This is a genomic window from Carbonatibacter coralli (assembly GCF_039592655.1).
In the GTDB taxonomy this organism is placed as follows: Bacteria; Pseudomonadota; Alphaproteobacteria; order Kiloniellales; family Kiloniellaceae; genus Carbonatibacter; species Carbonatibacter coralli.
This window is the reverse complement of sequence record NZ_JBBUTJ010000015.1, coordinates 1-26,883: the sequence shown is the minus strand read 5'-3', so window position 1 is coordinate 26,883 and position 26,883 is coordinate 1. Positions and strand designations below refer to the sequence as shown.

The 26,883-nt window shown below is 52.5% G+C and carries 23 protein-coding genes and 2 tRNA genes; 14 read left to right on the top strand and 11 right to left on the bottom strand.

All coding sequences use genetic code 11. The features are described 5' to 3' along the window. The coding region (locus tag AAAH10_RS16355) for a DUF5801 repeats-in-toxin domain-containing protein (protein WP_343565533.1) at positions 1–3,919 on the top strand (3,919 nt) is incomplete at its 5' end. Between the two features lie 298 nt (positions 3,920–4,217). Then, a complete protein-coding gene (locus tag AAAH10_RS16350) occupies positions 4,218–5,738 on the top strand; it encodes a type I secretion C-terminal target domain-containing protein (protein WP_343565531.1) in 1,521 nt (506 codons plus the stop codon). A gap of 6 nt (positions 5,739–5,744) precedes the next feature. On the opposite strand, the gene recG is transcribed toward AAAH10_RS16350, so the two are convergent. Beyond that, the gene (gene recG / locus AAAH10_RS16345) at positions 5,745–7,856 is read right to left on the bottom strand and encodes an ATP-dependent DNA helicase RecG (protein ID WP_343565530.1); all 2,112 of its coding nucleotides are present in this window, start codon (positions 7,854–7,856) and stop codon (positions 5,745–5,747) included. A 157-nt stretch (positions 7,857–8,013) separates the two neighbouring features. Between recG and AAAH10_RS16340 the strand changes: the two genes are divergently transcribed. From AAAH10_RS16340 to AAAH10_RS16330, 3 genes are all read left to right on the top strand, one after another. After that, a complete protein-coding gene (locus tag AAAH10_RS16340; protein WP_343565528.1) occupies positions 8,014–8,304 on the top strand; it encodes an FAD assembly factor SdhE in 291 nt (96 codons plus the stop codon). Positions 8,305–8,355: 51 nt separating this feature from the next. Then, entirely contained in the window at positions 8,356–11,892 is a 3,537-nt protein-coding gene (mfd, locus tag AAAH10_RS16335) for a transcription-repair coupling factor (RefSeq protein WP_343565526.1), read from the top strand. Between the two features lie 159 nt (positions 11,893–12,051). Then, positions 12,052–12,654 (top strand): hypothetical protein, encoded by a 603-nt coding sequence (locus tag AAAH10_RS16330; RefSeq protein WP_343565524.1) that lies wholly within the window; start codon positions 12,052–12,054, stop codon positions 12,652–12,654. 54 nt (positions 12,655–12,708) lie between these two features. Here AAAH10_RS16330 and AAAH10_RS16325 read toward each other — a convergent pair whose 3' ends face one another. Continuing rightward, positions 12,709–13,386 carry a DsbA family oxidoreductase gene (locus tag AAAH10_RS16325; RefSeq protein WP_343565522.1) on the bottom strand — a complete coding sequence of 226 codons (678 nt, stop codon included), beginning with the start codon at positions 13,384–13,386 and terminating at the stop codon, positions 12,709–12,711. Positions 13,387–13,500: 114 nt separating this feature from the next. Here AAAH10_RS16325 and AAAH10_RS16320 point away from each other — a divergent pair, with 114 nt between their 5' ends. Then, entirely contained in the window at positions 13,501–14,901 is a 1,401-nt protein-coding gene (locus AAAH10_RS16320) for a phosphotransferase family protein (RefSeq protein ID WP_343565520.1), read from the top strand. 58 nt (positions 14,902–14,959) lie between these two features. Here the strand turns inward: AAAH10_RS16320 and sseA are convergent, their stop codons facing one another. Genes sseA through AAAH10_RS16305 form a run of 3 tightly spaced genes read right to left on the bottom strand, consistent with a single transcriptional unit; the run spans position 14,960 to position 17,575 of the window. Further along, positions 14,960–15,838, bottom strand: coding sequence for a 3-mercaptopyruvate sulfurtransferase (gene sseA / locus AAAH10_RS16315; protein ID WP_343565518.1), 879 nt, complete (start codon positions 15,836–15,838; stop codon positions 14,960–14,962). 32 nt (positions 15,839–15,870) lie between these two features. Further along, positions 15,871–16,872, bottom strand: a complete 1,002-nt coding sequence (locus tag AAAH10_RS16310; protein ID WP_343565516.1) for a cysteine synthase A — start codon at positions 16,870–16,872, stop codon at positions 15,871–15,873. 22 nt (positions 16,873–16,894) lie between these two features. Next, positions 16,895–17,575, bottom strand: coding sequence for an NUDIX domain-containing protein (locus AAAH10_RS16305; protein WP_343565514.1), 681 nt, complete (start codon positions 17,573–17,575; stop codon positions 16,895–16,897). A gap of 193 nt (positions 17,576–17,768) precedes the next feature. Between AAAH10_RS16305 and AAAH10_RS16300 the strand changes: the two genes are divergently transcribed. Beyond that, positions 17,769–18,491, top strand: a complete 723-nt coding sequence (locus AAAH10_RS16300; RefSeq protein ID WP_343565512.1) for a hypothetical protein — start codon at positions 17,769–17,771, stop codon at positions 18,489–18,491. Between the two features lie 50 nt (positions 18,492–18,541). On the opposite strand, the gene AAAH10_RS16295 is transcribed toward AAAH10_RS16300, so the two are convergent. From AAAH10_RS16295 to AAAH10_RS16280, 4 genes are all read right to left on the bottom strand, one after another. Beyond that, positions 18,542–20,077, bottom strand: coding sequence for an HAL/PAL/TAL family ammonia-lyase (locus AAAH10_RS16295; protein WP_343565510.1), 1,536 nt, complete (start codon positions 20,075–20,077; stop codon positions 18,542–18,544). 164 nt (positions 20,078–20,241) lie between these two features. Further along, entirely contained in the window at positions 20,242–20,724 is a 483-nt protein-coding gene (locus AAAH10_RS16290) for a tetratricopeptide repeat protein (RefSeq protein WP_343565508.1), read from the bottom strand. Between the two features lie 181 nt (positions 20,725–20,905). Then, positions 20,906–21,877: a tetratricopeptide repeat protein gene (locus AAAH10_RS16285; RefSeq protein ID WP_343565506.1), complete on the bottom strand. Its 972-nt coding sequence runs from the start codon at positions 21,875–21,877 to the stop codon at positions 20,906–20,908. 119 nt (positions 21,878–21,996) lie between these two features. After that, complete coding sequence (locus AAAH10_RS16280; RefSeq protein ID WP_343565504.1) at positions 21,997–22,380, bottom strand: DUF1491 family protein; 384 nt, start codon at positions 22,378–22,380, stop codon at positions 21,997–21,999. 137 nt (positions 22,381–22,517) lie between these two features. Here AAAH10_RS16280 and AAAH10_RS16275 point away from each other — a divergent pair. The 7 genes from AAAH10_RS16275 to AAAH10_RS16245 all read left to right on the top strand — a co-directional run bounded on the left by AAAH10_RS16275 (position 22,518) and on the right by AAAH10_RS16245 (position 25,844). Beyond that, a tRNA-Pro gene (locus AAAH10_RS16275) sits at positions 22,518–22,594 on the top strand. Between the two features lie 108 nt (positions 22,595–22,702). Then, positions 22,703–23,008, top strand: coding sequence for an ETC complex I subunit (locus AAAH10_RS16270; RefSeq protein ID WP_343565502.1), 306 nt, complete (start codon positions 22,703–22,705; stop codon positions 23,006–23,008). Positions 23,009–23,036: 28 nt separating this feature from the next. Then, positions 23,037–23,113, top strand: a tRNA-Arg gene (locus AAAH10_RS16265). A gap of 387 nt (positions 23,114–23,500) precedes the next feature. After that, complete coding sequence (locus AAAH10_RS16260) at positions 23,501–23,806, top strand: hypothetical protein (protein ID WP_343565501.1); 306 nt, start codon at positions 23,501–23,503, stop codon at positions 23,804–23,806. 158 nt (positions 23,807–23,964) lie between these two features. Further along, a complete protein-coding gene (locus AAAH10_RS16255) occupies positions 23,965–24,732 on the top strand; it encodes a TIGR04255 family protein (protein WP_343565500.1) in 768 nt (255 codons plus the stop codon). Continuing rightward, complete coding sequence (locus AAAH10_RS16250) at positions 24,635–25,165, top strand: hypothetical protein (protein WP_343565499.1); 531 nt, start codon at positions 24,635–24,637, stop codon at positions 25,163–25,165. The genes AAAH10_RS16255 and AAAH10_RS16250 overlap by 98 nt, the downstream gene beginning before the upstream one ends. Continuing rightward, positions 25,155–25,844, top strand: coding sequence for a hypothetical protein (locus tag AAAH10_RS16245; protein WP_343565498.1), 690 nt, complete (start codon positions 25,155–25,157; stop codon positions 25,842–25,844). The genes AAAH10_RS16250 and AAAH10_RS16245 overlap by 11 nt, the downstream gene beginning before the upstream one ends. Positions 25,845–25,880: 36 nt before the next feature. On the opposite strand, the gene AAAH10_RS16240 is transcribed toward AAAH10_RS16245, so the two are convergent. Together AAAH10_RS16240 and AAAH10_RS16235 are read right to left on the bottom strand one after the other, a co-directional pair. Continuing rightward, positions 25,881–26,162, bottom strand: a complete 282-nt coding sequence (locus AAAH10_RS16240; RefSeq protein WP_343565496.1) for a hypothetical protein — start codon at positions 26,160–26,162, stop codon at positions 25,881–25,883. Positions 26,163–26,239: 77 nt separating this feature from the next. Beyond that, positions 26,240–26,530 (bottom strand): DUF7683 domain-containing protein, encoded by a 291-nt coding sequence (locus AAAH10_RS16235; protein WP_343565494.1) that lies wholly within the window; start codon positions 26,528–26,530, stop codon positions 26,240–26,242. Positions 26,531–26,883 lie beyond the last annotated feature (353 nt).

The window sequence follows — 26,883 nt, the reverse complement described above, 5'->3', positions numbered from 1 at the left end:
AAGCCTGACACAGTCGGGGACCTTTAACATCTCCACCCCGGATGGTCTGGATGATCTGACCATTGGCGGGACGACGGTTATTGAGAACGGTGTCTTTACGGCCACGACGATTGCTGCTCCGGATGGTTTGGGGTCTCTGCGGATTACGGCCTTTAATGCGGCGACAGGTGAGGTGAGCTACAGCTTTACCCTTGCGGACAATGCTGATCACGCCAGTGGCAATGGCGAGAATGACGCCTTTGCCAGCTTTGCGGTTGTTGTGACCGACACCGATGGTGACAGCGCCAGCAACAGTCTGGTTGTGCGCATCGTGGATGATGTGCCGACGATCACCGCAACAGGTGCAGCGGATGCGCTGACTGTGGACGAGAGTGATCTGACCACGGATGCAAGCGCAAACTTTGCCGACAACTTTACCATTGTTGCCGGTGCGGATGGTCAGGCCTCTGTGACTTACGCGCTGTCTGCGACGGATGAAACGGACTCCGGTCTTGTGGATACGGCCACAGGCTACAAGGTTTACCTCTTTGAGGAGGGCGGCGAGATTGTGGGTCGCGTTGGCAACTCGGATGACACCGCCAATGATGCCGGTGCGATTGTCTTTATGCTGTCCGTCAATGGATCAGGTACGGTGGAGCTGGATCAGCTGCGTGCTGTTGAGCATGGAGATAACACAGAGGCGAATGAGGCTGTGAGCCTTGCGGCCAATGTTGTGACCCTGACAGCGACAGTGACTGATGGCGATGGCGATACGGCGAGTGACAGCATCCAGCTGGGCAGCACCATTTCTTTCCGTGATGACGGTCCTACGATCACCGTAACAGGTGCAGCGGATGCGCTGACTGTGGACGAGAGTGATCTGACCACCGATGTAACAGCGAACTTTGCAGACAACTTCACGATTGTTGTCGGTGCGGATGGTCAGAGCTCTGTGACTTACGCCCTGTCTGTGACGGATGAAACGGACTCCGGTCTTGTTGATACGGCCACAGGCTACAAGGTCTACCTCTTTGAAGAGAGCGGCGAGATTGTGGGGCGTGTTGGCAATTCTGATGACACCGCCAATGATGCCGGTGCGATTGTCTTTACACTGTCTGTGAATTCTGCAGGCACGGTGGAGCTGGATCAACTGCGTGCGGTTGAGCATGGAGATAACACAGAGGCCAACGAAGCTGTGAGTCTTGCAGCCAATGTTGTGACTTTGACAGCCACGGTGACTGATGGTGATGGCGATACGGCGAGTGACAGCATCCAGCTGGGCAGCACCATTTCCTTCAGGGATGATGCTCCGATAGCGAACAACGATGCGGACTCTGTGACCGAGGATGGCGCAACGGTTGCGACCGGCAATGTGATCACGGGAACAGATGTTCAGAGCGGGGATGCGAATAGCAGTGATGGTGTTGCGGATGATGCCGGAGCGGACGGTCTGGCTTCCATTTCCTGGGCTGGCGCTAGCAGCAACAATGTTGCAGGAACCTATGGGACCCTGTCTGTTGGGGGGAATGGTAACTATCGTTATCAGCTCAACAATGACGCGGCGGCTGTTCAGGCGCTCGACAGCGGTGAAACCCTGACCGAGACCTTTACCTACACCATCACCGATGGGGATGGAGATACCGACACTGCGACGCTGACCATCACGATCAACGGTGCGGATGATCTGGATGTTGCGGATGTGTCTGTCACAGTCGATGAAGCTGCTCTGGATACAACAGAGGACAGTGCGGATCTGGCGGCCAGTACGGTGACAGGGAGCGATCCATCCAGTGGAGCGGAAACGCAGTCCGGCAGCTTTACATTGAATAGTGGCCTGACCATCACCCAGTTCAGCTACACCAATGATGCAGGAACCGGCACAGCCACTGCAAATGCAGGACAGGAGGTGAACACGGAGTTTGGTTCCCTGATTGTCAACAGTGACGGAACCTTCACTTACACCCTGACCGAGGCCGCTGATCATTCCGGTGGTGCGGTTGCGGAAAGCGTGACCGTTACACTGAGCAACGGTGAAACAGCTGAACTGACAGTCAATATTCGGGATGATGCGCCAGTTGCGGCAAATGACCGGGATACTGTCAATGAATTGTCGACGACGACAATTACAACGCCGCAGAATATCGGGATTGTTCTGGATATGAGCGGCAGTGTTGAGCGAACAGGCTTCAGGCAACAAATCAGTTCCCTGCGTGAATTCGGACGTGACCTCTTTAACGCTGGTGATGATGTTACAATCTCTGTTGTCGGTTTTGCGAATGATGGTGGTGTTCTGGGTGTGTTTAGAAGCTTCACGGCTTTGAACAATGCTCTGAACGGGATCCAGATTTTTGCAGACAACGATATCCGCTTTACGGAACCGGATGGCAATCTCTTCCGCGGAGGAGGCGCGACAGACTATGAAGCAGGCCTGGAAGAGCTTTTCCGTTCCACATCAGCGTCTGACGATGGAGCCGGTTACAGCTACAAGGCCGGTGCGAACAATCAGATCTTCTTTATCAGTGACGGTCAGCGCAGCGAAGGCGGGTGGTCCTTCAGTTCTGTGAACACCAACGGGAACAGCTCCCGTATCAACAGCGGTCAGATCAAGTTTACCGGGGTTGGAGTTGGTGATCAGCTGGATGAGGATGACTTTGAGGATTTCTTTGGCAGCAATCTGATTGATGCGGATGATGTGATCTCGATCAACAGTTTCTCCAATCTGGGAGACAGCCTGATTACGGATGTGATCATCCAGAACGGAGAGAATATTACGACCGGTAATGTTCTGGGCAATGATGATGATGGTGCTGACGGTTACCATGATCCGGAGATCGTGGGGCTTGCCTTTAATGGAGTGGATGCATCCTCTTCAACATCCGGCGGGATTACGACCTACACAATCAACACCAGTGATTTCAAGTTGACCCTGGATGAGAACGGCAACTATCGCTTTGAATTCAAGAAGAATATCAAAGACAGTCGCATTGTGAACTTCGAGTACACAACGCGGGATCAGGATGGCACAGAGTCCACCGCTGCCCTGACCATTGCGGTGACAGCGATTGATGCCGGTGACAATGCCCTGCCAACGGTTTCTGTCTTCACGAACCTCACCGGTGATGTGAGCTTTAACAGTGAACTGCTGGAGCGCATGATTGGTGAGCCGTCAGACAGCTCCCAGCGATATGATGTCGAGGCTGAAACCCTGAGAGCGGGCAGTGGAGACACGTCCATTGACTATACTGTCGAGGTTGAGGACAGCAGCACCGGTGTTGTTGACAGGACTCTTGATCTGGCTGCGACGGTCAATCGTGAAACAGGGACGACCTTTAATGGGGACAATGATGCCAACCTGATCATCCTCGGAGACGGGAATGATACTGTTGAGGCAAGGCAGGGGGATGATACTGTCTTTGGTGGTGCGGGCGAGGACACTCTGATCGGTAATATCGGGGATGATCTTCTGATCGGTGGTGCTGACAACGACACCCTGGAAGGTCGTCTGGACGATGACATTATGATCGGTGGTGCGGGGGATGATATCCTGCGCGGGGGTGCCGGCAGTGATGTCTTTGTCGGTGGCGCCGGTGATGACACCTACGACGGGGCCGGCCAGAGTGGCCACACTGAAGGTGTTGATATCTTTGTTCTCAATGCAGCAGGTGATGGTCTTGATACCATCAACGGATTCCAGAGCGGGGACAAGCTCAATCTTCATGACATTCTCGATGGTCTCACGGGTGTCGACAGCGGAGATATTGATCTGGTTGACAGCAACAGCGCGGTCCAGACCGAGATTGATGGCAATGACACGCTGATCAAGGTGGTCGATGGTGGTACGGAGACAACAGTGGCGCGTATCACGAACTACACCAACGTCACCAACAATGACCTCGAGTTCACAGACCGTGTTGCAAATGTCGAAACCGACCTGATGTAAAAATCGAGAAGGTCACTGGAAAAAGCCGCCTTCATCCGGAAGGCGGCTTTTTATTTTCTCGGGAACAATAAAGACAAAAAAATAAAAAAACTGATCCAAATTTGAATCTGTTTTTAAGGTGGATTGTTATCTGATTGATTCAAAATAATTATTTTTAAAATTGAACGGCAAGAGAGACAAGTTTTCCTAAAATTTTAAATGGATTGATTTCAATCCTTAAGTGGCTGTTTATGTAGCTATTTTACTCTTTGACTATGTAATCGTGTCTTTGCGTTGTGGAAGAGATTTGGGGCTATTTATGCAGGATATTACAAAACCCTCTGAACCGATTGTGACAGCTGTCGATCCGACACAGCAGATTTCGCCTGAAAATCAGACAGCTTTGCCCGGAGCAGAAGAGTTGCAGGAGGTTTTCGAGGCTGCGACAGAAGGGCTTTCTGAAGAGGAAATTTCCGCGTTTCTCTTTGGTGATGATGCTGATGTTCTGGAAACAGCAGCGGACAGCTCTCCTGCAAGCGGTGGTGGTTCTGCCTATCGCGATGATATGGGAGGCCTGATCGAGCTTCTGGATGATCGCACGGCTGTATCGGAAACAGCTTTTGATGGTCAGACTGCAGAGCGGGAAGCAGCGCTTCAACCGGAAAGAGCCCCGGACTCTGTTTCTTTCACGGAAGCTGCAGCTGCTGTTGCAACGACAGCAACGGAGCCGGTTTCGGTTCCCAATCCCAACCTGATTGTAAATGGCAGTTTTGAAGCCAATTCCCTGTCGGGTAACCGGTGGGGAACCTTCAGCGAGATTGAGGGATGGACAAGCGGTGATGGCAGCCGTTTTGAGCTGCAGCATGGTCGTGTTGCAGGCTCTGCCTATGATGGTGACACAAAAGTGGAGCTTGATGGGCATGGCAGGGACAGCAATGCAACAATCCAGCAGGCCGTTGACGGAACCGAAAGCGGGATCAGCTACACGCTGAGCTTCTGGTATACGCCCCGCAAGGGGGATGGTCAGGCGGACAGCAGCAGCTTTGAAGTCAAATGGAACGGGCAGACTGTTCTTCTGGTGGATTCAACAGGACTGGTTGATGAATGGCAGGAATTCAAAGTGACTGTTGAGGGAACTTCCGAGGCAGATGTTCTCTCGTTTCATGGTGCCGGGCAGGAGAACGGCTACGGCGCACTGATTGACAATGTCAGTCTGTTCCGTGCCGATGTCGCTCCGGAGATCGAAACTGAATATGTCACCAGAACCGGATCTGCCGGGAATGATCTGCTCTATGACCGGGGAGACTATTACAAATACCAGGACGCTATTGATAACGGCGAGAATGAAATTCTCTATGGTCAGGAGGGACGTGATCGCCTCTACGGCCTTGGTGGAGACGATATTCTTGCAGGTGGTGAGGGTAACGATTACCTCTATGGCGGTGCAGGAAGCGATATCCTGATTGGCGGGGAAGGCAGTGATTACCTGAACGGTAATCTTTTTGATCTAGGGGAGGACGAGGCGGATTACTTTGTTCTTGATCTTGATGCAAGCGGTGCCGCTGATCGTATTGTCGGTTTCGATCAGTCCAGCGGAGATAAGCTGAACATTCATGAGGTTCTTGTGGATCTGGCTGAAGGCGATCCGGAACTGTCTGTCGGAGATCTGCTGTCCAATATTCAGGATCATGTGGAAATACGCGAGACAGGTGGCAACAGCGAGATTGTTGCCAATGGCCAGACGGTTGCTGTCGTCCAGAACGTTACAGGACTGGGGCTTGATGACCTGCAGACAGAATCAATTCTGGACAGTGCTGCTCTTGATACAAACCTGATCTGATTGCATTCAACCAGACTTGAGGTAGCTGACAGTCGCATCACGCTCGAAAAGATAGAGCAGGGTGCGCAGCGCCTGCCCCCTTTCGCTTTGAAGGTCCGGATCGTTGTGCAGGATCAGCCGTGCATCATCCCGGGCCATGGGCAAAAGCTCCTTGTGAAAGGCGAGGTCAGCCAGTTTGAACTCGGGCATGCCACTTTGGCGGGTGCCCAGCAGTTCCCCGGCACCACGCAGTTCCAGATCCTTTTCGGCTATCACAAAGCCATCTTCGCTGTCGCGCATAATGGACAGTCGCTCCCGGGCAGTTTCGCTCAGGGGAGCGTGATAGAGCAAGATGCAGGTGGATTTGTCGGCTCCACGTCCGATCCGCCCGCGGAGCTGGTGCAGCTGGGCCAGTCCGAAACGTTCGGCGTGCTCGACAATCATGATTGTGGCCTCGGGAACATTCACTCCGACTTCAATTACGGTCGTTGCCACCAGCAGGTCAACGGCCCCCTTTGCAAAGGCTTCCATGACCGCATCCTTGTCACGGGCTTTCATCTTGCCGTGCACGAGGCCTGCCTTGTCGCCGAAATGGCTTTGAAGTGCTTCAAAGCGTTCTTCGGCAGCGGCGAGGTCACTTTTTTCAGAATCTTCAACAAGCGGGCAAACCCAGTAAACCTTTGTACCGGACTGCAGGGCCCGTCCGATTGCATGAATGATGTCTTCCATGCGATCGGAGGAGACTGTCCGGGTGTCAACGGGCTTGCGTCCGGGAGGCTTTTCCGTCAGGCGGGAGACGTCCATGTCGCCGTATGCCGTCAGGGTCAGGGTTCTGGGGATTGGAGTGGCCGTCATGACCAGCATGTCCAGTGCGGCAACCTGACCGCTCAGCGGATCCTTGCTTTTGCCCTTCGCTGCCAGGGCCAGACGCTGATGAACACCGAAGCGGTGTTGTTCATCCACAACGGCCAGGGCCAGGTCCTGATAGTTCACGTCATCCTGAAAAAGGGCATGTGTGCCGATGACCATGTTTGCGGAGCCGTCTTCAATCTGCTCAAGAATGGCCTTTCGTGCCTTGCCCTTGTCCCGCCCTGTAAGCAGAACAGCCTTGAGCCCCAGCTCATCGGCGATGGGGCCAAGGCTTTCCATGTGCTGACGGGCCAGAATTTCTGTTGGAGCCAGCAGTGCAGCCTGGGCACCTGTCTCAATTGCTGCCAGCATGGACAGGAGCGCAACAGCTGTCTTGCCGCTTCCCACGTCGCCCTGCAGCAGGCGCAGCATCTGGTTTGGCCCCTCCATGTCGCCTGTGATTTCAGCGACGGCCTCTTCCTGTGAGTTGGTCAGGTCAAAGGGAAGCAGGGCACGTGCCTTTTCGCGCAGCTGACCATTGCCCTTGATGGCCCGCCCCTTGCGGGCTGTTTGCGCCTGGCGGATCAGAGTGAGGGCCAACTGGTTGGCGAGCAACTCGTCATAGGCCAGACGTTGCCGTGCCGGAGCAAGGGGATGGAGGGCGTCTTCACTGTCCGGATTGTGTGCCTTGAGCAGAGCCTCTTTCCAGCCGGGCCATTTCTCCTTTTGCATAATGCCGCGGTCCATCCAGTCCGGCATCTCCGGGCAGAGGCTCACAGCGTGGGAAATGGCTTTGGAGAGGGGCTTGTTGGTGACGCCGGCTGTCAGTGGATAGACCGGTTCGACCCGTTTGATTTCGTCCTGCTTGTCCGGGGTGACCACATGATCGGGATGTGTCATCTGCAGGCGGTTGCCATAGCGTTCAACCTTGCCGCTGATGACGCGGGTTTCTCCGATCGGCAGGAGCCTTGCAAGATAGTCGCCCTTGACGTGGAAGAAGGTCAACTCGATCTGGCCGGTGTTATCGGAACAGACGACGCGATAGGGCGTGCGTCTGTTGGCAGGCGGATAGTGATCGTGAACGGTGACTGTCAGCGTGGCAATCCGGTCAGGCTGGGCGTCGTGGAGAGTGGGCGCATAGCGTCGATCAACAAGGGAAACCGGAAGATGCCAGCAGAGATCAATAATTTTGGGACCAGCCAGCTTTTCATAGAGCCTGGTAAACCGTGGTCCGATGCCGGGTACGGTTGTCAGCTCTGCAAAAAGGGGGAACAGGATTTCCGGTCTCACGGTCTTTTGTCTTGCTCTTGTTTCGTCATATCGGCCCTGCCCATGAAATCTGTCATTTGCACTTGCTCCGACTTGCATCAATGGGCCTCAATGTTCTATAGCTGTTCTCATTCGCTCTGTCATCCCTCATCACTTTTTTTCAAAGGATGGTCTGGATATGTCCAGCACTGAAATGCCTCTCAACATTCTGGAAAAACGCCGGAAGCAATTGAAGTTTCGCAGCTGGCATCGCGGCACCAAGGAGGCTGATCTGCTTCTGGGGGGATTTGCCGACGAGACTCTCGACAGCATGGGACTGGAGGAACTGGACCTCTATGAGGATCTCCTGACCATTCCCGATCCGGTCCTGACAGCCTGGATGACAGGAATGCAGGACTGCCCTGCCGGGGAGCGCAATGCTGTTATGGATCGTTTGCTGGCCTTCTGTGAGAAGAAAAGACAGCTCTGAGCTGTCTGTACCGTGTGAATTTCCTGTTTTCTGATTTGGATTTGAAGTCTTATGGGTCTTGTTATTTCTGATCTGTCCACGCGTCTGAAAGCTGCAGATCGCTATCGTATTTCTGCCAGTCCGGAAGGATATGATGCCCTGGTTCTGGCAGAGCTGGCGCAGGAATCTGTTCCAAGACCCGTTTTGCATGTTGCGCTGGATGATACCCGTGTCGCGGCCCTGCAGGAATTTTTGACTTTTTTTGCGCCGGATATCGACATTATTGAATTCCCGGCCTGGGACTGTTTGCCCTACGACCGGGTTTCTCCCCATCGTGACATCGCGGCGCGCCGTATTCAGGCGCTGACACGTGTGTCCGGCCGTCACCGGCCCGGCACCAGAGGGCGCGTTATCCTCACAACAGTGAATGCCCTTTTGCAAAGAGTGCCACCGAAAGAGATCTTTGACGCACGTTCACTGATTGCGATGAAGGGCTCGGAACTCCCGCAGGACCAGTTGATGACCTTCTTCAGCGCAAATGGCTATGTGCGCACCGATACGGTCAGTGATCCGGGCGAGTTTGCGATCCGTGGCGGTATTATTGATGTGTTTCCTGCGGGTGAGGGGGATCCTGTCCGTCTGGATTTCTTTGGGGACGAGCTTGACAGTCTGCGCAGTTTTGACCCCCTGAGCCAGTTGACAAAAGAGTCTGTCGAGAGACTTGAGCTGAAACCGGTTGGGGAGATCGTTCTGGAAGAGGAAACCATTGCGAATTTCCGCAAGGGTTATCGTGAAACCTTTGGAACCTCTGCCAAGGATGATCCGCTCTATGAAGCAATCTCCGAAGGGCGCCCGCATGCGGGTATGGAGCACTGGTTGCCCCTTTTCTATGGCAATCAGCTGGGGACACTGCTGGATTATCTGCCTGATGCTGCCCTGACGCTGGACAACCAGTTTGATGAAGCCTGTCAGGCGCGCTGGGAAGCCATTGCCGATTTTTACAATGCCCGCAAGGCCATGGAAAACGTGGCCGAAGGCGGTGTTGTCTACAAGCCGGTGCCAATGGAAAGTCTTTTCCTGCTGGAAGAGGACCTCAAGGCGGTACTGCTGTCACGGGGAACAGCGCAGTTTTCACCCTTTGATCTGCCCGAGGAGGCGGACACTGTTCTGTCCTGTGCAGGACGGATTGGACGTGATTTTGCAGATGCGCGAACCCGTGATGACCTGAACCTCTATGACGAGGTTCTCGATTACATCAGGTACCAGAAGCGCGAGGGCAATCAGGTTGTCATTACAGGCTATACAGATGGTTCGCGCGAACGTCTGGAGGGCATGCTCAAGGAGCATGGTCTCAAGAAAACGGCCCCTGTTGAAAGCTGGAAGGATCTGCAGCGCAAGAAGGGGGGAACGGTTCATTTCCTGACCATGGGGCTTGAGCGCGGTTTTGTCATGCCGGCGCTGGGAGAGAACGTTTCCGGTGGCTATGTATTCCTGACAGAGCAGGACATTCTGGGAGAAAGGCTTTCCCGGTCTTCCAAACGTCGCAAGCGCAAGACAGAGAACTTCCTGACTGAGGTTTCCGCCCTTCAGGAGCGGGATTATGTCGTTCATATTGAACATGGTATTGGTCAGTATGTCGGACTGGAAACCATTGATGTTGGCGGGGCACCGCACGACTGTATCAAGGTGATCTATCAGGGCGGGGACAAGCTTTTTGTCCCGGTGGAGAACATCGAGGTTTTGTCGCGCTATGGCGCCGAGGATTGTGGCGCCGATCTTGACAAACTCGGCGGTGTCGGCTGGCAGGCCAGAAAAGCCAAGGTCAAGGAGCGCATTCGTGCCATTGCGCACCATCTGATCCGGATTGCGGCTGACAGGATGCTCAAAACTGCCGAGCCTGTTGAAATCCCGTCGGGGCTCTACGACGAGTTCGCGGCCCGCTTCCCCTTCGGTGAGACGGATGATCAGCTCAACGCCATTGAAGATGTTTTCAATGATCTGCAGTCCGGTCGCCCTATGGATCGCCTGATCTGTGGAGATGTCGGGTTTGGAAAGACAGAAGTGGCGCTCCGTGCAGCCTTTCTGGTGGCCATGAGCGGTAAACAGGTTGCGATTGTGGTTCCAACGACCCTGCTTGCGCGTCAGCACTACAGAACCTTTACCGAGCGGTTCAAGGGACTGCCGGTTCGCATTGGACAGCTGTCCCGGCTGGCTGCAGCAAAGGAGGTGCGTGAAACCAAGAAGGGCATGGCTGAAGGCACTGTGGAGATCGTGATCGGGACCCATGCGGTTCTGGCCAAAAATGTCGCCTTTTCCGATCTTGGTCTCCTGATTGTTGATGAAGAGCAGCATTTTGGTGTGAAGCAGAAAGAGCGTTTGAAGGAGATGAAAAGTGACGTTCATGTTCTGACGCTCTCTGCAACGCCGATCCCGAGAACACTCCAGATGTCCATGTCGGGTGTGAAGGACATGAGCCTGATTGCCACACCGCCGGTCGACCGTCTGGCTGCGCGGACCTTTGTGCTGCCCTTTGATCCTGTGATTGTGCGTGAAGCCATTCTTCGGGAACATTATCGCGGTGGTCAGACCTTCTATGTCTGTCCGCGTCTTGCCGATCTGAAGGACCTGCATGAACGCATTGCCAAGCTTGTCCCCGAAGTGAAAATCTGTGTGGCGCATGGTCAGCTTGCTGCAACAGATCTGGAAGACGTGATGACGGCCTTTACCGATCACCAGTATGACGTCCTGATTTCAACCAACATTATTGAATCCGGTATCGACATTCCCTCTGCAAACACCATGATTGTTCACAGGTCGGACATGTTCGGCCTGTCACAGCTTTATCAGATCCGGGGACGGATCGGACGTTCCAAGATCCGGGGCTATTGCTATTTGACACTGCCCACGGGCAAATTGCTCAGCAAGGCTGCCGAGAAGCGCTTGGAAGTCATGCAGACACTGGACAGTCTTGGGGCGGGTTTCACCCTTGCCAGCCATGACATGGATATCCGCGGTGCGGGAAATCTGCTGGGTGATGAACAGTCCGGACACATCAAGGAAGTGGGGGTCGAGCTTTACCAGCAGATGCTGGAAGAAGCTGTCGCGTCCCTGAGATCATCCCGCGCGGAAGAAGCAGCGGGACAGAATGAGGGAGACACCTGGTCACCGACAATCAACATCGGGACATCGGTTCTGATACCGGATTATTACGTTGCTGACCTGAACGTTCGCATGGGGCTTTATCGCCGTTTGTCTTCCCTGCACGAGCGCGAGGAAATTGACGGTTTTGCTGCAGAACTGATCGACCGTTTCGGTCCCCTGCCGGACGAGGTCGAGAACCTTTTGCAGATCATGATCATCAAGGGGCTGTGCAAGCAGAGTTCTGTTGAAAAAATCGATGCAGGGCCGATGGGGGCTGTTATCTCCTTCCGCAACGACACCTTTGCCAATCCTGCTGCGCTGATCGAGTGGATGCAAAAGGAAGTGGGAACCGTCAAGATCAGGCCGGATCAGAAACTGGTCTATCGCAGGGCATGGGAAGACACCTCTGTTCGACTGAAAGGCGTCCGCATGATGATGGATGAACTGGTCAAACGGGCCAGAGGCTGAATTTGAAAGGCTTTGAGGGGAGGGGCATGTGTGATTATGTCCTGTTTACCCGGAAGCTTTTTTGAACAAACACTTGGCTTTATCGTCCGAGTAACTTATGACCTATATACCGCTTTTTCAGAAGGCGGATAAAAAAACAAAGTTTTGGAGCCTGAATAAATGCCTGATTGGGAAAGTCTGTTATCCGGTGAGTCATCTCACTTTCTGGTTTTGACGGGTTCCGGTCTTCTGGGCAGTCTGTTGCTGATCCTTTTCGGTGTCTATCTGGTACGCCAGCTGAACTCGATGTCCGGCAAAATCCGCATGGATGGAGCAGATATGGAGGCGCTGGACTTTATCATGAGTCATTTTCCTCCCGATGTTTTGCGCAAGTGGCGCAAACTGCAGTTCGTCAAGGTTCTGTCTTTCCAGGAGACCGAACTTGTTGAGCGTTTGAAGTTCTTCCGGGAAAACATTGACGAGGAAAAGTTCTCTGCGACCAGCCGGAAGTTTGCTCCACAGGTTTCCCGCGTTCGCGAGTCAGCCGAAGAACTCAGTCGTTTTCTGGAAGAAAGCCTTTCTGTTTATGAAAAGGATGTACAGCGTCTGATTTTCAGGGATGAAGCGGAGATGGCTTCGTCCGGTGATGAGCAGGGTGATGAAACGGCTCCTCGGCAGAATGCCCTGGAACGGGCTGCTGTTCTGAAAGGTGAAATGGTTGACAGTCTTGATCAGCTTCTTGATCTGGCAAGGAAGTCGACAGGGATGCATTACAGCGTCTGACGACACGCAGAAGATCATTCAGCAAAAAGGCCCCGGACGGGGCCTTTTGTCTTCTCAGACCTTGCCTTGCTGGATTTCCTGCCATCCAACATCCAGAAGGGATGCAATCGCATCAGGGGATTGTGCTCCCGGCAGGGCACTCTTTCCGTTGATCAGAAAGCAGGGCACACCGGTCAGCCCCATTTGCCGGGCAGCAACGTCCTGCTGTTTCAGGATGTCCTTGTGCTGGTTGTATTTGAAGAGCTCGTCCAGAGCCTTGACGCCGACTTCCTGCCCCAGTCTCTTGAGGGTTTCAATGTCTCCGATGTCTTCCGATTCCTCGAAATAGGCGCGAAACATCCGCGTGACCATTTCCTCGTCCAGCCCCTGATACTGGGCTTCACGAATCAATTGCAGGGCATTGATTGTGTTGGGTGTTCGCTTGATGTTATCCAGGCGGACCTTCAGACCGTCTGCATAGGCGGCCTGTGCAATGCGCCCGTAAACCGTTTTGGCCTGTTGCGGGCCGCCAAACTTGTTTTCCAGATATTCTGTCCGGTCCATTCCCTCTTCCGGCATGTCCGGATTCAGCTGAAAGGGATACCAGTTCCAGTTAACGGGAATGTCCGGACGCAGGGCCATGGCCTGTTTCGCCCGGGTGTAGCCGATATAGCACCAGGGGCAGATGGGGTCCATGAACATGGCCAGTTCGACCGCTTCTGAAGCTTCCGGATTTGTGTTGTCGTTGGTCATGAAACCGTTCCTTGCCCGCCTGTGGAAAGATATGAAGGGGGCATCATAGGTGCAGAATTGTCTTCTGTCCTCTTTCATCTGTTGCTCCTCACCGTCTTTTGATATCAGTGCGTCATGACACACAGAAAAACAGATTCGACAGACCTGTCCCCTGTCTTTGACATCCCCGCTCTGGAACAGAAACTGCAGGAGGTTCTGGGGTATCCTGTCTCGATAGGAACCGTTGATCATCTGGAAGGTGGCTCCATTCAGGAAAACTGGCGCCTGGATCTTGTGCGCGGGGATCGGAAGGCTGAACCTTTTTCTCTGGTTCTGCGGCAGGAGCCGGAGAGCCATATTCCCTCGTCCCTGAGCAAGGAGGAAGAAGGGCAGCTGCTGTCCGCCATGACCCGGGAAGGGGTGCCGGTACCGCGCTTTTATGGTCAGTTTTGTCTGCCTGCCTTTTCAGATCAGCCGCTGATTGTGTCTGACTTTGTCAGCGGGACGACAGATGTTGAGACAATCCTTGCCCTTGATGAAGAGGCGCGACTGATGCTTCTCGACCGGATTGCGGAGGTCTTCGCAGGATTGCATGCCATGTCTGTGTCCGGTTTCTCCTATTTGCGGGTTGCAAGGCAGGAGAGACTGTCCCGATTGGTCGATGCGGGCAACAGTCCAATCAGGGCCTATGTTCATGCTTTCTTCGAGGATGCATTTGATGCCATGAAGGCCATGGAACAGGATGTCGCCTTGCTGGAGCTTTGCAGGGAGTGGTGTTTTGCAAGGCTTTCTGATGTGGAACAAAAGGCCGACGCTGCTGGAGCGAACAGGTTTTCTCTGTCCCATGGCGATCTCAGAACAGCAAACTATCTGGTCGGGCAGGGAAGCCTGCTGGCTGTTCTGGACTGGGAGTTTGCCGAGCTGGCGCCCCCGGCTGTTGATCTGGGCTGGTTTACAGCTCCGGTCTGGCGCTATGGGCGGGAGGACAGACCTGCCGGAGGCCTGGGAACGCTTGAGAGACTTTTTGATGCCTACGAACACTGTGGCGGGACAGCTCCGGACAGGGAAAGTCTGATATTCTGGCAGGTTATTGCAGTATTGAAATGGCTGGTGATTGCCCATCAGCAGGGGCATCGTTTCTTCCATCAGGGATCATGCGATCCGGAACTGGGTTTGACCGGTCTTGTGCGTCCTTCCGAGGCGGAGCAATGGATCCTTGAGGTCTTCAGAGATGATCCTGTTGAATGGACGACTGTCAGGGGACCCGATTTCCAGCACCTGCAAAAACGCCTTGAAGAACAGCTGGCCGGGTTTGATCCGGGCGAACCCGGAAACGAGGCTGAACAGGGTGTTTCAAAACGGGTTCTGGAGATCAGGGAGAGGCTGAATTGTGACGACAGCAATCCTGATTTGTTGTGCCTGCCTGTTCTGGAGCGTTTCAGGCAGCTCAACCAGTGGGCATTGTCCGTACTGTCGCCTGAGGCAATTGGCGGGTATCACTGTCAGCTTGTAACGGGTCGGAGAAGCGTTCCATGAACGGGAAAAGGAGCGGATTTTCTGAAATCCGCTCCCTGATCAATCACGGTTTTTTCTGTTAGGGCTTGTCGTCGTCTTTGACGACCGGCGTTTCTCCGGGCAATCCCCATTCCGACCACGAGCCGTCGTAGACAGCCACTTTCTCGTGACCGATTTCGGATAGACCCAGAGCAAGAATGGCAGCCGTTACGCCTGAGCCGCAGCTTGTGATCACGGGTTTTCCTGTATCAAATCCCTGTTGTGAAAAGACAGCCTGGATTGCGTCGCGATTCTTGAAGGTCCCGTTTTCGGAAATCATTTCGGAAGAGGGGATATTGCGGCTTCCCGGCATGTGACCGGAGCGAAGCTCTGCACGAGGTTCCGGAGCTGTGCCGTTGAAACGTCCTGCAGGGCGAGCATCAAAGATCTGGTGGGTCTCTTTGCCCAGCACATCCATGACATCGGCCCTTGATGCAATCATGCTTCTGTCCATGTCTCCGACAAGGCGTTCAAGCTTCTCTGATGCTTCAGCCTGTTCCGTTGGCGTCGAGGTGACATCCCGTGCCTCTGCCTTCCATTTTGGAAGGCCACCATCCAGAACCTTGACATCACGGTGTCCGAAAAGACGGAACATCCACCAGCATCGCGGAGAGGAAAAGACACCGCGCTGGTCATAGACCACGATGGTGTGATTGCTTCCCAAACCGAGTGCGGCTGTCATGTCTGCGAAATCGGCAGCAGAGGGAACCATGTGCGGCAGGTCAGTGTTCTGATCCGCGATGGCGTCGATATCGAAGAAAACGGCTCCGGGAATGTGTTCCGCCTCAAACAGGGCTCTCGGGTCCTTTCCCTCTGTGGGAAGATAAAAGGATGAGTCCACAATCTTCAGATCGGGATTGTCCATGTTTTCTGCCAGCCAGTCTGTGCTGACAAGATGTGATGCCTGTGTTGTGCTCATTTCTATCTTCCTTGGCAGTCAGTCTTGCGGGATCAGGAAATCCAGCCCGGGACCGGGAAGCCTTTGGAGCGCAGGAATTCGGCATTGTAGATCTTGCTGCCGTAGCGGGTTCCTGAGTCGCAAAGAACGGTCACGATGGTGTGGCCCGGTCCCATATCCTTCGCCATGCGAATGGCCCCGGCCACGTTGATGGCACAGGAGGTGCCAAGGCAAAGAGCTTCCTTTTCAAAGAGATCAAAAAGGATCGGCATGCCTTCCTCATCCGGAATCTGATAGGGGAAATCAATCTCGAGATCCTCGAGGTTGGCTGTGATACGTCCCTGACCGATCCCTTCTGTGATGGAGGAACCCTCGGATTTCAGTTCACCGTTTTTGTAGTAGTGAAACAGTGCAGCTCCCATGGGATCCGCCAGACCGATTTTGATGTCCGGGTTGTGTTGCTTCAGACCCATGGCAACACCGGCAAGGGTTCCGCCGGTGCCGACGGCGCAGATGAAGCCGTCCACCTTTCCGTCTGTCTGCTGCCAGATTTCCTGTGCCGTGGTTTCGATGTGTCCCTGACGGTTTGCAACGTTGTCAAACTGGTTGGCCCAGATGGCGCCGTTTGGTTCCTTCTCTGCCATTTCCTCGGCAAGGCGGCGGGAATAGTGAACATAGTTGTTCGGATCACGGTAAGGTGCTGCGGGGACCTCGATCAGTTCTGCTCCTGAAAGGCGCAGCATGTCCTTTTTTTCCTGGGACTGGGTTTCCGGGATAACGATGGTGCAGCGATAGCCGCGTGCACGTGCAACCAGTGCCAGACCGATCCCTGTGTTTCCGGCTGTTCCCTCGACAATGACGCCACCGGGGCGGAGTGCGCCGGAATCTTCGGCTGCCTTGACAATGGCCCAGGCTGCGCGATCCTTCACCGAACCGCCGGGGTTCAGGAATTCGGCCTTGCCGAGGATGGTGCAGCCCGTTTCCTCCGAAGCCTGCTGGAGTTTGATCAGTGGCGTGTTGCCGATGGTGGCGATAAAACCGTCGCGATAATCCATGGTATCCTATCCAAAGTCGCAATTATTCTGCTGACACATGCGTCGCATCAGACCATGTGGTTGTTAGACTGTCCAGATTCAACTGTAGCCATTGCAAGGCTATAACAGTGACTGCATTACTGATTTTGTTGCTTTTTACCCAGTTGAAAGCGTCTTCAACAGGCAGCCAGAAAGCACGGATGTCCTCGTTTTCCTCTTCAACACCATAGCTTTCCGCTTCCTGATGTGAAGAGACTTCCCCGCAAAAGATCGAAACGGTTTCAGAAGAACCGCCCGGGGTCATGAGGTACTTTCCGATAGACTCCAGTCGTCCGAGAGTGCATCCCGCTTCCTCAATGGCTTCGCGACGGCAGAGTTCATCTGCCTGTTCACTTGTTTCAATCACACCGGCCACGATTTCGATTTGCCAGCAGGGCATTCCGGCCGAATAGGCTCCGGCCCTGAACTGCTCGATCAGGAGAACCCGTCCTGTTTCGGGGCAGAAGGGAATGACAGCCGCTGCGTGTCCGCGCTCAAAGATTTCGCGTGTGAAGACCGGTGATACACCACCGGCAAACAGACTGTGCCTGAGGTGGTATTTGTCCACGCGGAAGTAACCCTGGAAAACCGTGTCCTTCCTGACTTCAAAGACAGTCTGGCTGCCACCGGTTGAGTCTGTTTCAGAACGGGTTGTCTCCGTTTTTTCAAATGTCGTGGATGTCATGAAACGATCCGTATCGGTTGAGCAGAAAATCGCCGGGAACTGATGTTCGCGTTAAAGAATATTTTATACTTGCCGGATTATATATGGTAAACAGCTATAAGAGTTTTCTGCGAGCTTCTGTTGTTTCAGGAAGATACAGCAGGCAGATCGCTTGCAGAACCGAACTGTAACGATTTCGTGATTGTGGCAAGGTATGCGCAGTTTTTTCAGGTTCCATAAGGGCGAAGTGCTTCTTCGCCGCTTGCTGCTGTCGGGAGGAATCGTCCTGATCGCAGCTGGCGTTCCTGCGCCTTGGTCGCTGGAAGCTGCTGAAAATGGCGTCCCTTCCAAACAGTCAAAGGAAAAGGTGCAGGAACAGGCTTCCGGTGATGGTGTCAGGTCTGAGGCCAGAAGTGGTGTTGCTCTGGGGACCGCTTTTGCCGATTTGACGCGCCTTGAAAACTGGGATGAGTGTCGTGGGGATTACACTCCGCCCAAATGGTGCGAAAACCTCCCGGAAGAACTGGATATTTCCAAAAGCTTCAGTACCGAGCGTGACCGGTTGGAGCGCGAGGAACAGCAGGCCTTCGAGTTGAGCGTGAGCAAGGCCAATGAGTTCCAGCAATTCCTGATGGCTGCTGGCAATGTGCAGACAGGGACCTTCAGCAGATCGGATTTTCAGGTAATCAGAACGGCGGCTCTGAACGGAAATGCCGATGCCATGGAACTGATTGCCTGGATGTATATGAAGGAAGTTGTTCCCGGTCAGACAAAGGCTCTTTCCCCGATGGAAGGTGCCTATATCTGGTACGGAAAGGCTTATATGGCCGGTGCGGAACGCGTGAAGAAAGACATGGACAAGCTCTGGCTGGCCATGGAGCCTGATGAACGCCAGCGTATGGTCGAGTATTTTGAACAGGAACGTGCCGCCGGGTAATCCTGTTCTCGGGCTCTGCTCCTTGAGAACACATGTTGTAATGAGCTCCCTCAGCGGATTTTTCCGGCTATTGAACCTTCCCTGTCATGAATGGATTTGCCTGCCTTGATAAGGGCGCAGGCCTGTTCGATATCGGGCGCCAGAAAACGATCTTCCTCAAGAACGGGAACAATGTATCGCAGCTCTGTCAGGGCTTCCCTTGTTCCTGATGCGAGCTCGTCTTCCCCGTAAAAGGAGAGTGCCTGGGCCGCACAAAGATATTCAATCGCCAGAATATGTCTGCTGTTGTCCAGAATGTGGAGTAGTTGCAGGGCTGCGGGAGTGCCAAAGCTCAGATGGTCTTCCTGAAGGGCGGATGTAACGAAGTTGTCGACAACGGAAGGCTGGCTGAGCTGTTTGTTTTCGCTGGCAAGAGAGGCGGCGGTATATTGTGTGATCATCAGCCCGGAGTTTACACCGGGTTCTCTGACCAGAAAGGCGGGCAGACCGCTGACAAGCGGGTTGAGCAAACGGTCCAGTCGGCGCTCTGAAATCCCGCCAAGCTCCGAGATGGCTATTTTCAGGCCATCAAGCGCAAGGGCAACTGACTCTCCGTGAGGGTTTGCGCTGGAGACTATTCTGTAATCTTCAGCTGTACCGATCAGGACAGGATTGTCGGACACGGAATTCAATTCGTGCTGAACAAGAGTGGCTGTGTGATCAAACTGGTCCCGACAGGCTCCGTGCACCTGGGGAATGGATCTCATGCTCAGGGCATCCTGGGTGCGAAGGCCTTTGTGCCGGGCAATGACTGTACTGTCCTGAAGCAGCAGGCGCAGATTATTTCCGACAACAGAGGTGTTCGGATTTTTTTTGAGGTTCAGAGCATCTCTGTCAAAGGCATCAATCTGTCCTTTGTGCGCTTCGAAACTCATGGCAGCAATGATGTCGGCCCATTTGAACAGGCGCTCGCTTTCATCCAGGGCGAGACAGGCCAGACCTGTCATGCAGGGAACACTGCTGACCAGACAGAGACCATCCTTTGCCCCCGGTGTGATCATGCTGATTCCAGCCTGTTCAAGCGCCTTGTCAGCCGGGACCAGCGCTCCCTCGAAAGTGGCTTTGCCTTCGCCAATCAGGCACAGGCCGATGTGGGCCATATGCGTGAGGTATCCCACAGAGCCTCTGGCTGGAACGTATGGTGTGACGCCTTTGTTGAGCAGGTCGATCAGGGCCTGGACGATGTCGGGATGAACCCCTGATTTCCCATGGCTGAAGTTAATGATGGCGGCGCAGATGATGGCCCGTGTCTGTTCGGTCGTCAGCGGAGAGCCGATACCGCAGGCATGGCTTCGCAGGGTGTTGACGGACAGTCTGTTCAACTGTTCGCCGGACAGAACCTGATCGCAAAGGGCTCCAAGTCCGGTTGTGATGCCATAGGCCTTTTCGTTTCTTGTGACAATGTGATCAACGATGGCGCGGGCATTGCGGATGCAATCCCATGCTGTCTGTGAAAGAGCGAGTTCACTCTGGTGACGGGAAACCTGAACGACATCCTTCCAGTGAACAGGAGCATCACCGATATACAGTCTGTTGTTTTTTGTCACGAAGCCTCCGCAAAGAGAAAACCGGTTACCAGACAATACGTTCCGGAAGGAAAGTGTAGGGTCGGCTTTCCTCTTTGCATAGAGGGGATTACAAGGGAGTAGCCAAAAAGCTTCCCGTAATCCTTTGTGCGACGGGATGGCTGCGTGCCCGGGTGAGGGCCGAATTACTGCCCGTTTTCGATGGCTTCAGCGAGTTCCTTGTATTCCTTGCAGGAGGAACCGCAGATTTTACCCAGCTTGCGCAGGTTGTTTTCGGCCTTGTCCGGTCTGCCCTGTGTCAGGAAAAGCTCGCCCTGATATTCGAGTGCTCCCCTGTGTTCGGGATCAAGTGTGAGGGCTTTTTTGTAGTGTGTTTCGGCCTGATCAAGCTGTCCGGATTTTCTGTAGGAAAAGGCAATCAGGTTGTGAACGTCCGCATCCCGGTCCGAAGCGGGAAGAAGGGAATTCAGCACTTTGTTTGCTTCTTCGTATTTTTCATCACCCAGCAGCTTGACGGCCTTTTTGTATTCTTCCGGCTTTTTGCTTTCCTGTTTGCTGGAGCTGCCTGTGGTGTAGTTGCTGCTCCCGCCTGCAGCCAGTGCCGGCTGACCAGTTGAAAGGAAGACGCATGTCACAGCAAATACGAAGGATGTGAGTGTTTTTTTCATGAGTTTTACCCTGTCAATGTCTGTTTCGAAAATCTTTCCCTCTGGTACGGGAAGAAGTGGTTCAAACGATCACTGCTACAGAAAACAGAACAGGGGGTATTTTTATTCAAAGTTTTTTACAACTGTTGTGTTCAAACCTTCAAAAGTCTGTGATGAGACACTCAACCGGGGGCTTCTTGACCTAGAACCTGATTGCGCGAAAGGCCTTGCGATAGGTTTCGTTGGCGGGATCAATCCGCGTGGCCATCTGGAGGTCAAAGCGGGCGTTGTAGTTGTCGCCGAGATCCTGATAGAGCAAACCCCGAAGGTAAAAGAGTTCTGCGCCGTTGGGGCTGCGGGCGAGGGCTGTGTCAAAGGCCAGAATGCTGCGGTCATACTTGCCCAGACAGTAAAACAGAACAGGACGCAGCGTATGCCCTTCCTCTGAAAGGGGTTCCAGATCCAGATAGGCGCGCAGCTCTTCAAGAGCCTTCTCGAACAGGCCGATGCGCATCAGGGCGCGCACCCGCTCAAGATAGTCTTCCAGCGTTTCCTGCCTGTTTTCGAGCAGGAAAATAAAGTCTTCCACAGTCGGAGTGCCGATCAGCTTGTCCTTGTAGACATTGCTGTCCTCAACCATTCTGTCGAGCAGCTCCCCGTTCAGAAAGGCAGCCTGAGCGAGATCATCAATGGCTCTGTCGTGTTCGCCCATGGACTGGTAGAGCCGCGCACGGGCAAAGTAGATATCGGCTTCTTCCGATGAGGCTTGCAGGGCGCGGGTATAGGCATCCATTGCGGCCTCGCTGTTGCCGCGAAGCTCCTGCAGCAGGCCGACGTTGTAAAGCGGATCGACATAGAAAGGATTGCGCTGGTGCGATTCCTCGAAGGCTGACAGTGCCTCGTCCAGTTCCCCCAGATCCTGAAGGATCAGGCCAACATTGTTCAGCACAAAGGCCTGGTGCTCAGCCGAGAGATCGCCTTCATCCAGAGCATCCTGGTAGAGTTCCAGTGCTTCTTCCAGAAAGCCCTTGCTCTCTGCTTCCTGTGCCGCACGTGCGATTACAATACCCTGTGCTTCCGCAGAAGACGGGGAGGAGACAAGTGCAGTTGCCGTGGCCGAGGCAATCATCAGGGCCAGCAGGGGAGATGTGCAGCACTTGAGAGAAAAGGGCATGGTCCGGATTTGGTCAGTTGGCGTGCAGGGAAGAGAACAGTATTTACGAGAAACTATGGTGAAAATTGCGGTGTCATTATGGCGAAGACGGTCTCTTTTTCAAGAGCTGTCCGACAGGATCAGAGGATTTCTCCCTCAAAGGGATTGTTGCCTTCCGGGTCTTCGATTTCCACCACCCAGAGATCGGGGTCGCGCTCCATGGCGCGCCGGATCAGCGGGGCGGCTTCCTCTTCACTGAGGATCTTGTCATCCAGACCTCGCGGGATGCCAAGTCGCATCCAGGCGCGTTTGCCATCAAGATCAAGGGTCTGGGTCAGAACACGGCAGCCTGTTTGTGGTGGGAAGCTCCCGGAATCCTCCAGCGGGATCCGGGACAGCTTGATCATGACTGTTCCGCGATCGGGATCGCCTTTTTGCAGAACCATGGCAGGGATCAGCTTGTCATTGCATTGGCGCACGTGGGCCATAACCCACAGTCCCGTTGGCAGGCGAACATCATCCATGCCGTTCTGGTCTCCGAAAGGTGAGAGGAATCTGAGCAAAAAAGACGGAAAAAACCTGTTGACGCTCAGGGCAGGGCTACCTATACACGGAAACAGGCAGATGTGCCAAGGTGCTGAAGTCATTCAGCCTTTGTTTTCGGGGAGTAGCGCAGCCTGGTAGCGCACCTGTTTTGGGTACAGGGGGTCGGAGGTTCGAATCCTCTCTCCCCGACCATTTGCCTCTGGAGGAGTTTACTGTTTCTCAGTAAACTTGTCCTTATGATCGAAGGGCTTCCTTTCGGTTTGGGAAGCAGTTCTGGAAATCACCTTTCGGGGATGTCTCATGCAGGTTCGCATTTATCAACCGCCCAAAAGTGCCATGCAGTCCGGCCGTGCGAATACACACCGCTGGTTGCTGGAATATGAGCCGGAAACTGCAAAGTCCATTGATCCGATCATGGGCTGGACCACAAGCCGCGACACCAACGAGCAGCTGCGCGTCTGGTTCGACACAAAGGAAGAAGCCGTTGCCTACGCTCAACGCAAGGGTATCATGTATACCGTTGAAGAACCGCGTGAGCGCAAGGTTGTTCCCAAGGGATACGGCGACAACTTCGCCCACAACCGCATGGGCCGCTGGACACATTGATCCAGCACCCGGCCCGGATGCACAATAGGGTCCCGTAGCTCAGTTGGATAGAGCAACTGACTTCTAATCAGTAGGTCGAGAGTTCGAATCTTTCCGGGATCGCCAATTTAAGCCCCTGATGTGATTGAGAAATTTCAATCCGTCGGGGGTTTTTCGTTGCGGGAGTTCCCAGAATTTTTTTTGGATGAGTTCCCACTTTTGCATTTTGCCCTCTCGAAAAAGGGGCTGCACAAGACCCTTTAAAATCAATTCCTTGGGTGAAATTCTTCATAGGGGGGCTTTCGGTTGTTCTGAAGAGCTCTTGCAAAATACATCAAGTATTCTGCATTTGTTCTCGTGTGTGTTACCCCGCAAGAGATGAGCAGCATGAACATTCACGAACTTGAAAAAATCGGACTGGCGACCTTTGGCGAGTAGTGGCCGGACCGGCTGGCTGATTCGCTGGAGCTTTCGCGTCGGCAAATTGATCTGTGGCTGGAGGGCAAGGAAGAGGTGTCGCGCGATGTCTTTCACCAGACAGTGGCGCTGGGCTATGGCGGTGAGGCTTTGCTCGGCAAGGATGAGCAGGGGCGCTACTTTGTCTTTCGTCTCAAGGGGCCGAAGTTTCGCGCCCGGCTCAAGCGCAGCGACATGTTTCCGGAAGAGGGTCTGCACTACCGTCACACCCCCAGCGGGCTGTTGCTGACTCATATTGCCTGGTATGATGCCAAACCGGAGAGCCCCACGGAGATGGAGCGGCTGATGGGGCAGACCATGCGTTCCGTCCTGAGGGTGATCAAGCTCGAACAGGCGCTTTAGGTCGATTGTTGTTGGGGGGGGGGGGGCGTACTTTAAATTTTTTTGTGGCTATAATTACCTTACTAAGTTAATGATTTTTACCAAATTCTAGTAAGGTTGTGCTTGTTTTTTTTGGAAAAAACTACTAAAGATTGAACAATAATTGATGAAGGGTTACCATGCCAATTCCTCCATGCGAAAGAAAACGATTTGAGCCCAACCCACTTGTAGAAGTGGTTTTTCAAGCTCGTTTTACTTCACTTTTGGAAATTGAAACTGAAATCCCTGTTGTTTTTCATGAAAAGATTAGGGACCTATATCCTCTTTTTTCAAGCAATAGCGTCGTTGATGTTGAAATTAACTCAACTGATTTATCGAAACAAAATTTTAATCAAGCTAGAAGATATGAGGCGAAGTCAATCGATGGCAACTGGCAGATTGTTTTGACCAGTGATTTTTTGGCTGTTCTGACTAAAGCTTATGATAATTGGTCGGAATTTAAGAGCCACGTAGACTTGGCATTGGCGGCCTTTTTTTCGGTTTATAAACCTGCACAGTTTACGAGAATTGGTCTGCGTTATATCGACCAAATTTCTAAAGAGTCTTACGGCTTGCAGAATGAGACTTGGAAAGACTTATTGCAGCCTCATGTGGCAGGCGTTTTGTCTGCTGAAGATATTAATGAGGATGAGCTAGTTGCTCTTCAAAATCAGTTTGTTTTAAGTTTGCCAAACGACAGCAAGGTCACTGTTCGTCATGGCTTTGCAGTTAATAAGAAAGATCAAGCGGTCAATGACTATTACATCGACACGGATTTTTATACTGAAAGTTTGATGGGAGCTTCTAAGGATGGCGCACTCACTAGCCTTGAAGGATTTAGGGAGTACACTAACAGTTTGTTCCAGTGGTGTATCTCAGAGCGACTCAAAGAAGCGATGGAGAGATGAAGACGTTGTAGATAACTTTCTAGGGCTTGATTTAGATACTTCCTCACGCAAAGTTTCTGAAACTTTTTCTATATATTGTTTTGCGGAGAGAAGAGGTTTTAAGACATGGAAATCTGAACCGTTTCAAATTGCTTGGATATATGAGATTCAGCAAGGTAAAGATTATGAAGCGCCTTCTGATCAAATGATTGAAATTTATAAAGAACTTCAGGATTTAATTGCTGCAAAATCTTATGGAGATTTGGATTTTATCTTTAAGAGTTTAGAGGTGAACCAAATGTCAAAATTCTCAATGCTAGCTATTTTGAGATACACTTTCGTAGCTCGAGGAAAGATTAAGATTTGGGGGCAATTTTTTGAGTCGGTAAATAGTGAGTTGATAGACCGAGGTTTGGATGCCAAGCATCTACTTCGAGGTCTAGATGCAACTTAATAAAGATAATTTTGATCAAGTTATTGAATTAGGTGTAATTCTTCAGCAATACAATGAGTATGATCAACGTCATATAGGTATTCTCTATAAGATTGATGACAAAGAAGCGCGTGTTAGTCATCTTGCTTGGCATATGGAACTTAAAGACGAGGACGTTAAAGAGTTTCTCTTAAAGGCAAGTGAGAAAAGTACATGTGTTTGGTTCCAATCTGGATTGGAAGATCATGAAAGAAGGCTTGTTTCTATAGCCTTGGCTGGAATGGCCGAAAGAGGTCAGTTGCCCGGCATCCCGTATTCAACTTTATATTCAGGTAAATATTTTGAAGAAGGGACTCTTCAATATGTTCGTGATGAAGTTGGCGCTGGTTTAACTTGTGCGACTTTTGTTATGCAAGTTTTTGAATCACTGGGGTATCCTGTTGTGGATGTAGAAAGTTGGCTGGATCGTCCAGAAGATATTGACTGGCAAAGAATGATTTTGGAGATGTTAGAGCACTGGGGAGTAAAAAATGGGGTTTCTATTGAAGAGCACGTTAAGGCGATAAGAGAGCAACCGGCAAGTTGTCGGTTTAGGCCTGAAGAAGTTGCATATTGTACAACTAGAGACGAAATTCCAGTAACCTATCAAGAAGCAGAACCTGCAGGTAGAAGAATCGTTGAAGAACTTACTAAGCTATGAAAGTTCATTTAGTGCAGCTTAGTTGTTTATTTTTGTTCAAGTAGCCGATATAAAGCATCCCTCTTTTGGATGATCTTCCCATCGGGTGAGCAGGCGTAAGGTTCCATCATCGATCCAGGCGCCGAGAACTTCTCCGTCCTCTGAAAGCATTCCAAGGTCACTGTGTTCTGCGTCGTTCAGGAGAATGCGGGACACCTTTTCAGCCCGAACCTGATAGAACACGGTGTGTTCTTCACAAGGATTTCCGTCATCATCCTTGAACACGATCAGTTCAAGATCAACAATGGCGTTGCGTTCTTCGTCCAGCCGAAGTGCCATTATGGAAGCGTCATGAAATCTCCAAATTTTCATATTGGATTGCCCCCATCACAAAGCCCTGCCAGGACACACGGCGTTTACTTGAATTCATAACCCTCAATATCTCGCGGATCGTTCGAAACGTGGGTGTTGTAACAGCACGAATATTTATCAAATATTGTTTTGTCTTCAACATAGTCATCAAAGAAATCTTTTTCTTCCAATCCAATGACATACTCACCGACCAGCACGTCCCCGGGATCCCAATTTCCAAACAGATCCCGAAGACGACTCAGTGATATTTTGGGCAAGATGATCCTTTTGACCCAATCCTCAGTCTCTTTGTCAAAACAGTTGATCACCTGAACCAGATTTTTCTCGTTGCTCATTGTTTGATCTGCTCCGTTATTTATTGCAACTTCTGGATTATGCTTTTTTTCCTTTGAGCTGCAAGACGTAATGGTGTCGATGAAACGGGAGGCTTTATTTTGGTGCTTTTCCGCGGAACCGCTCAATCATCTCTGGCGAGATCTGGTCCGGGTAGCAAGGGGGCCATACTGGCCCCCGGGTTTCGTGACACTCGCTTCAGTCAGGTTTTATGGCAATAGATCAGTGTGACCTGCCCCCATTGAAGTGTTCCATTGTTTGAGTTCGGATTTTGACTTATTCCACCCGCGAATAAGGAGAAATCAAATGGGAAAGCAACGTCGTTACACACCAGAGCAGATCATCAACAAATTGC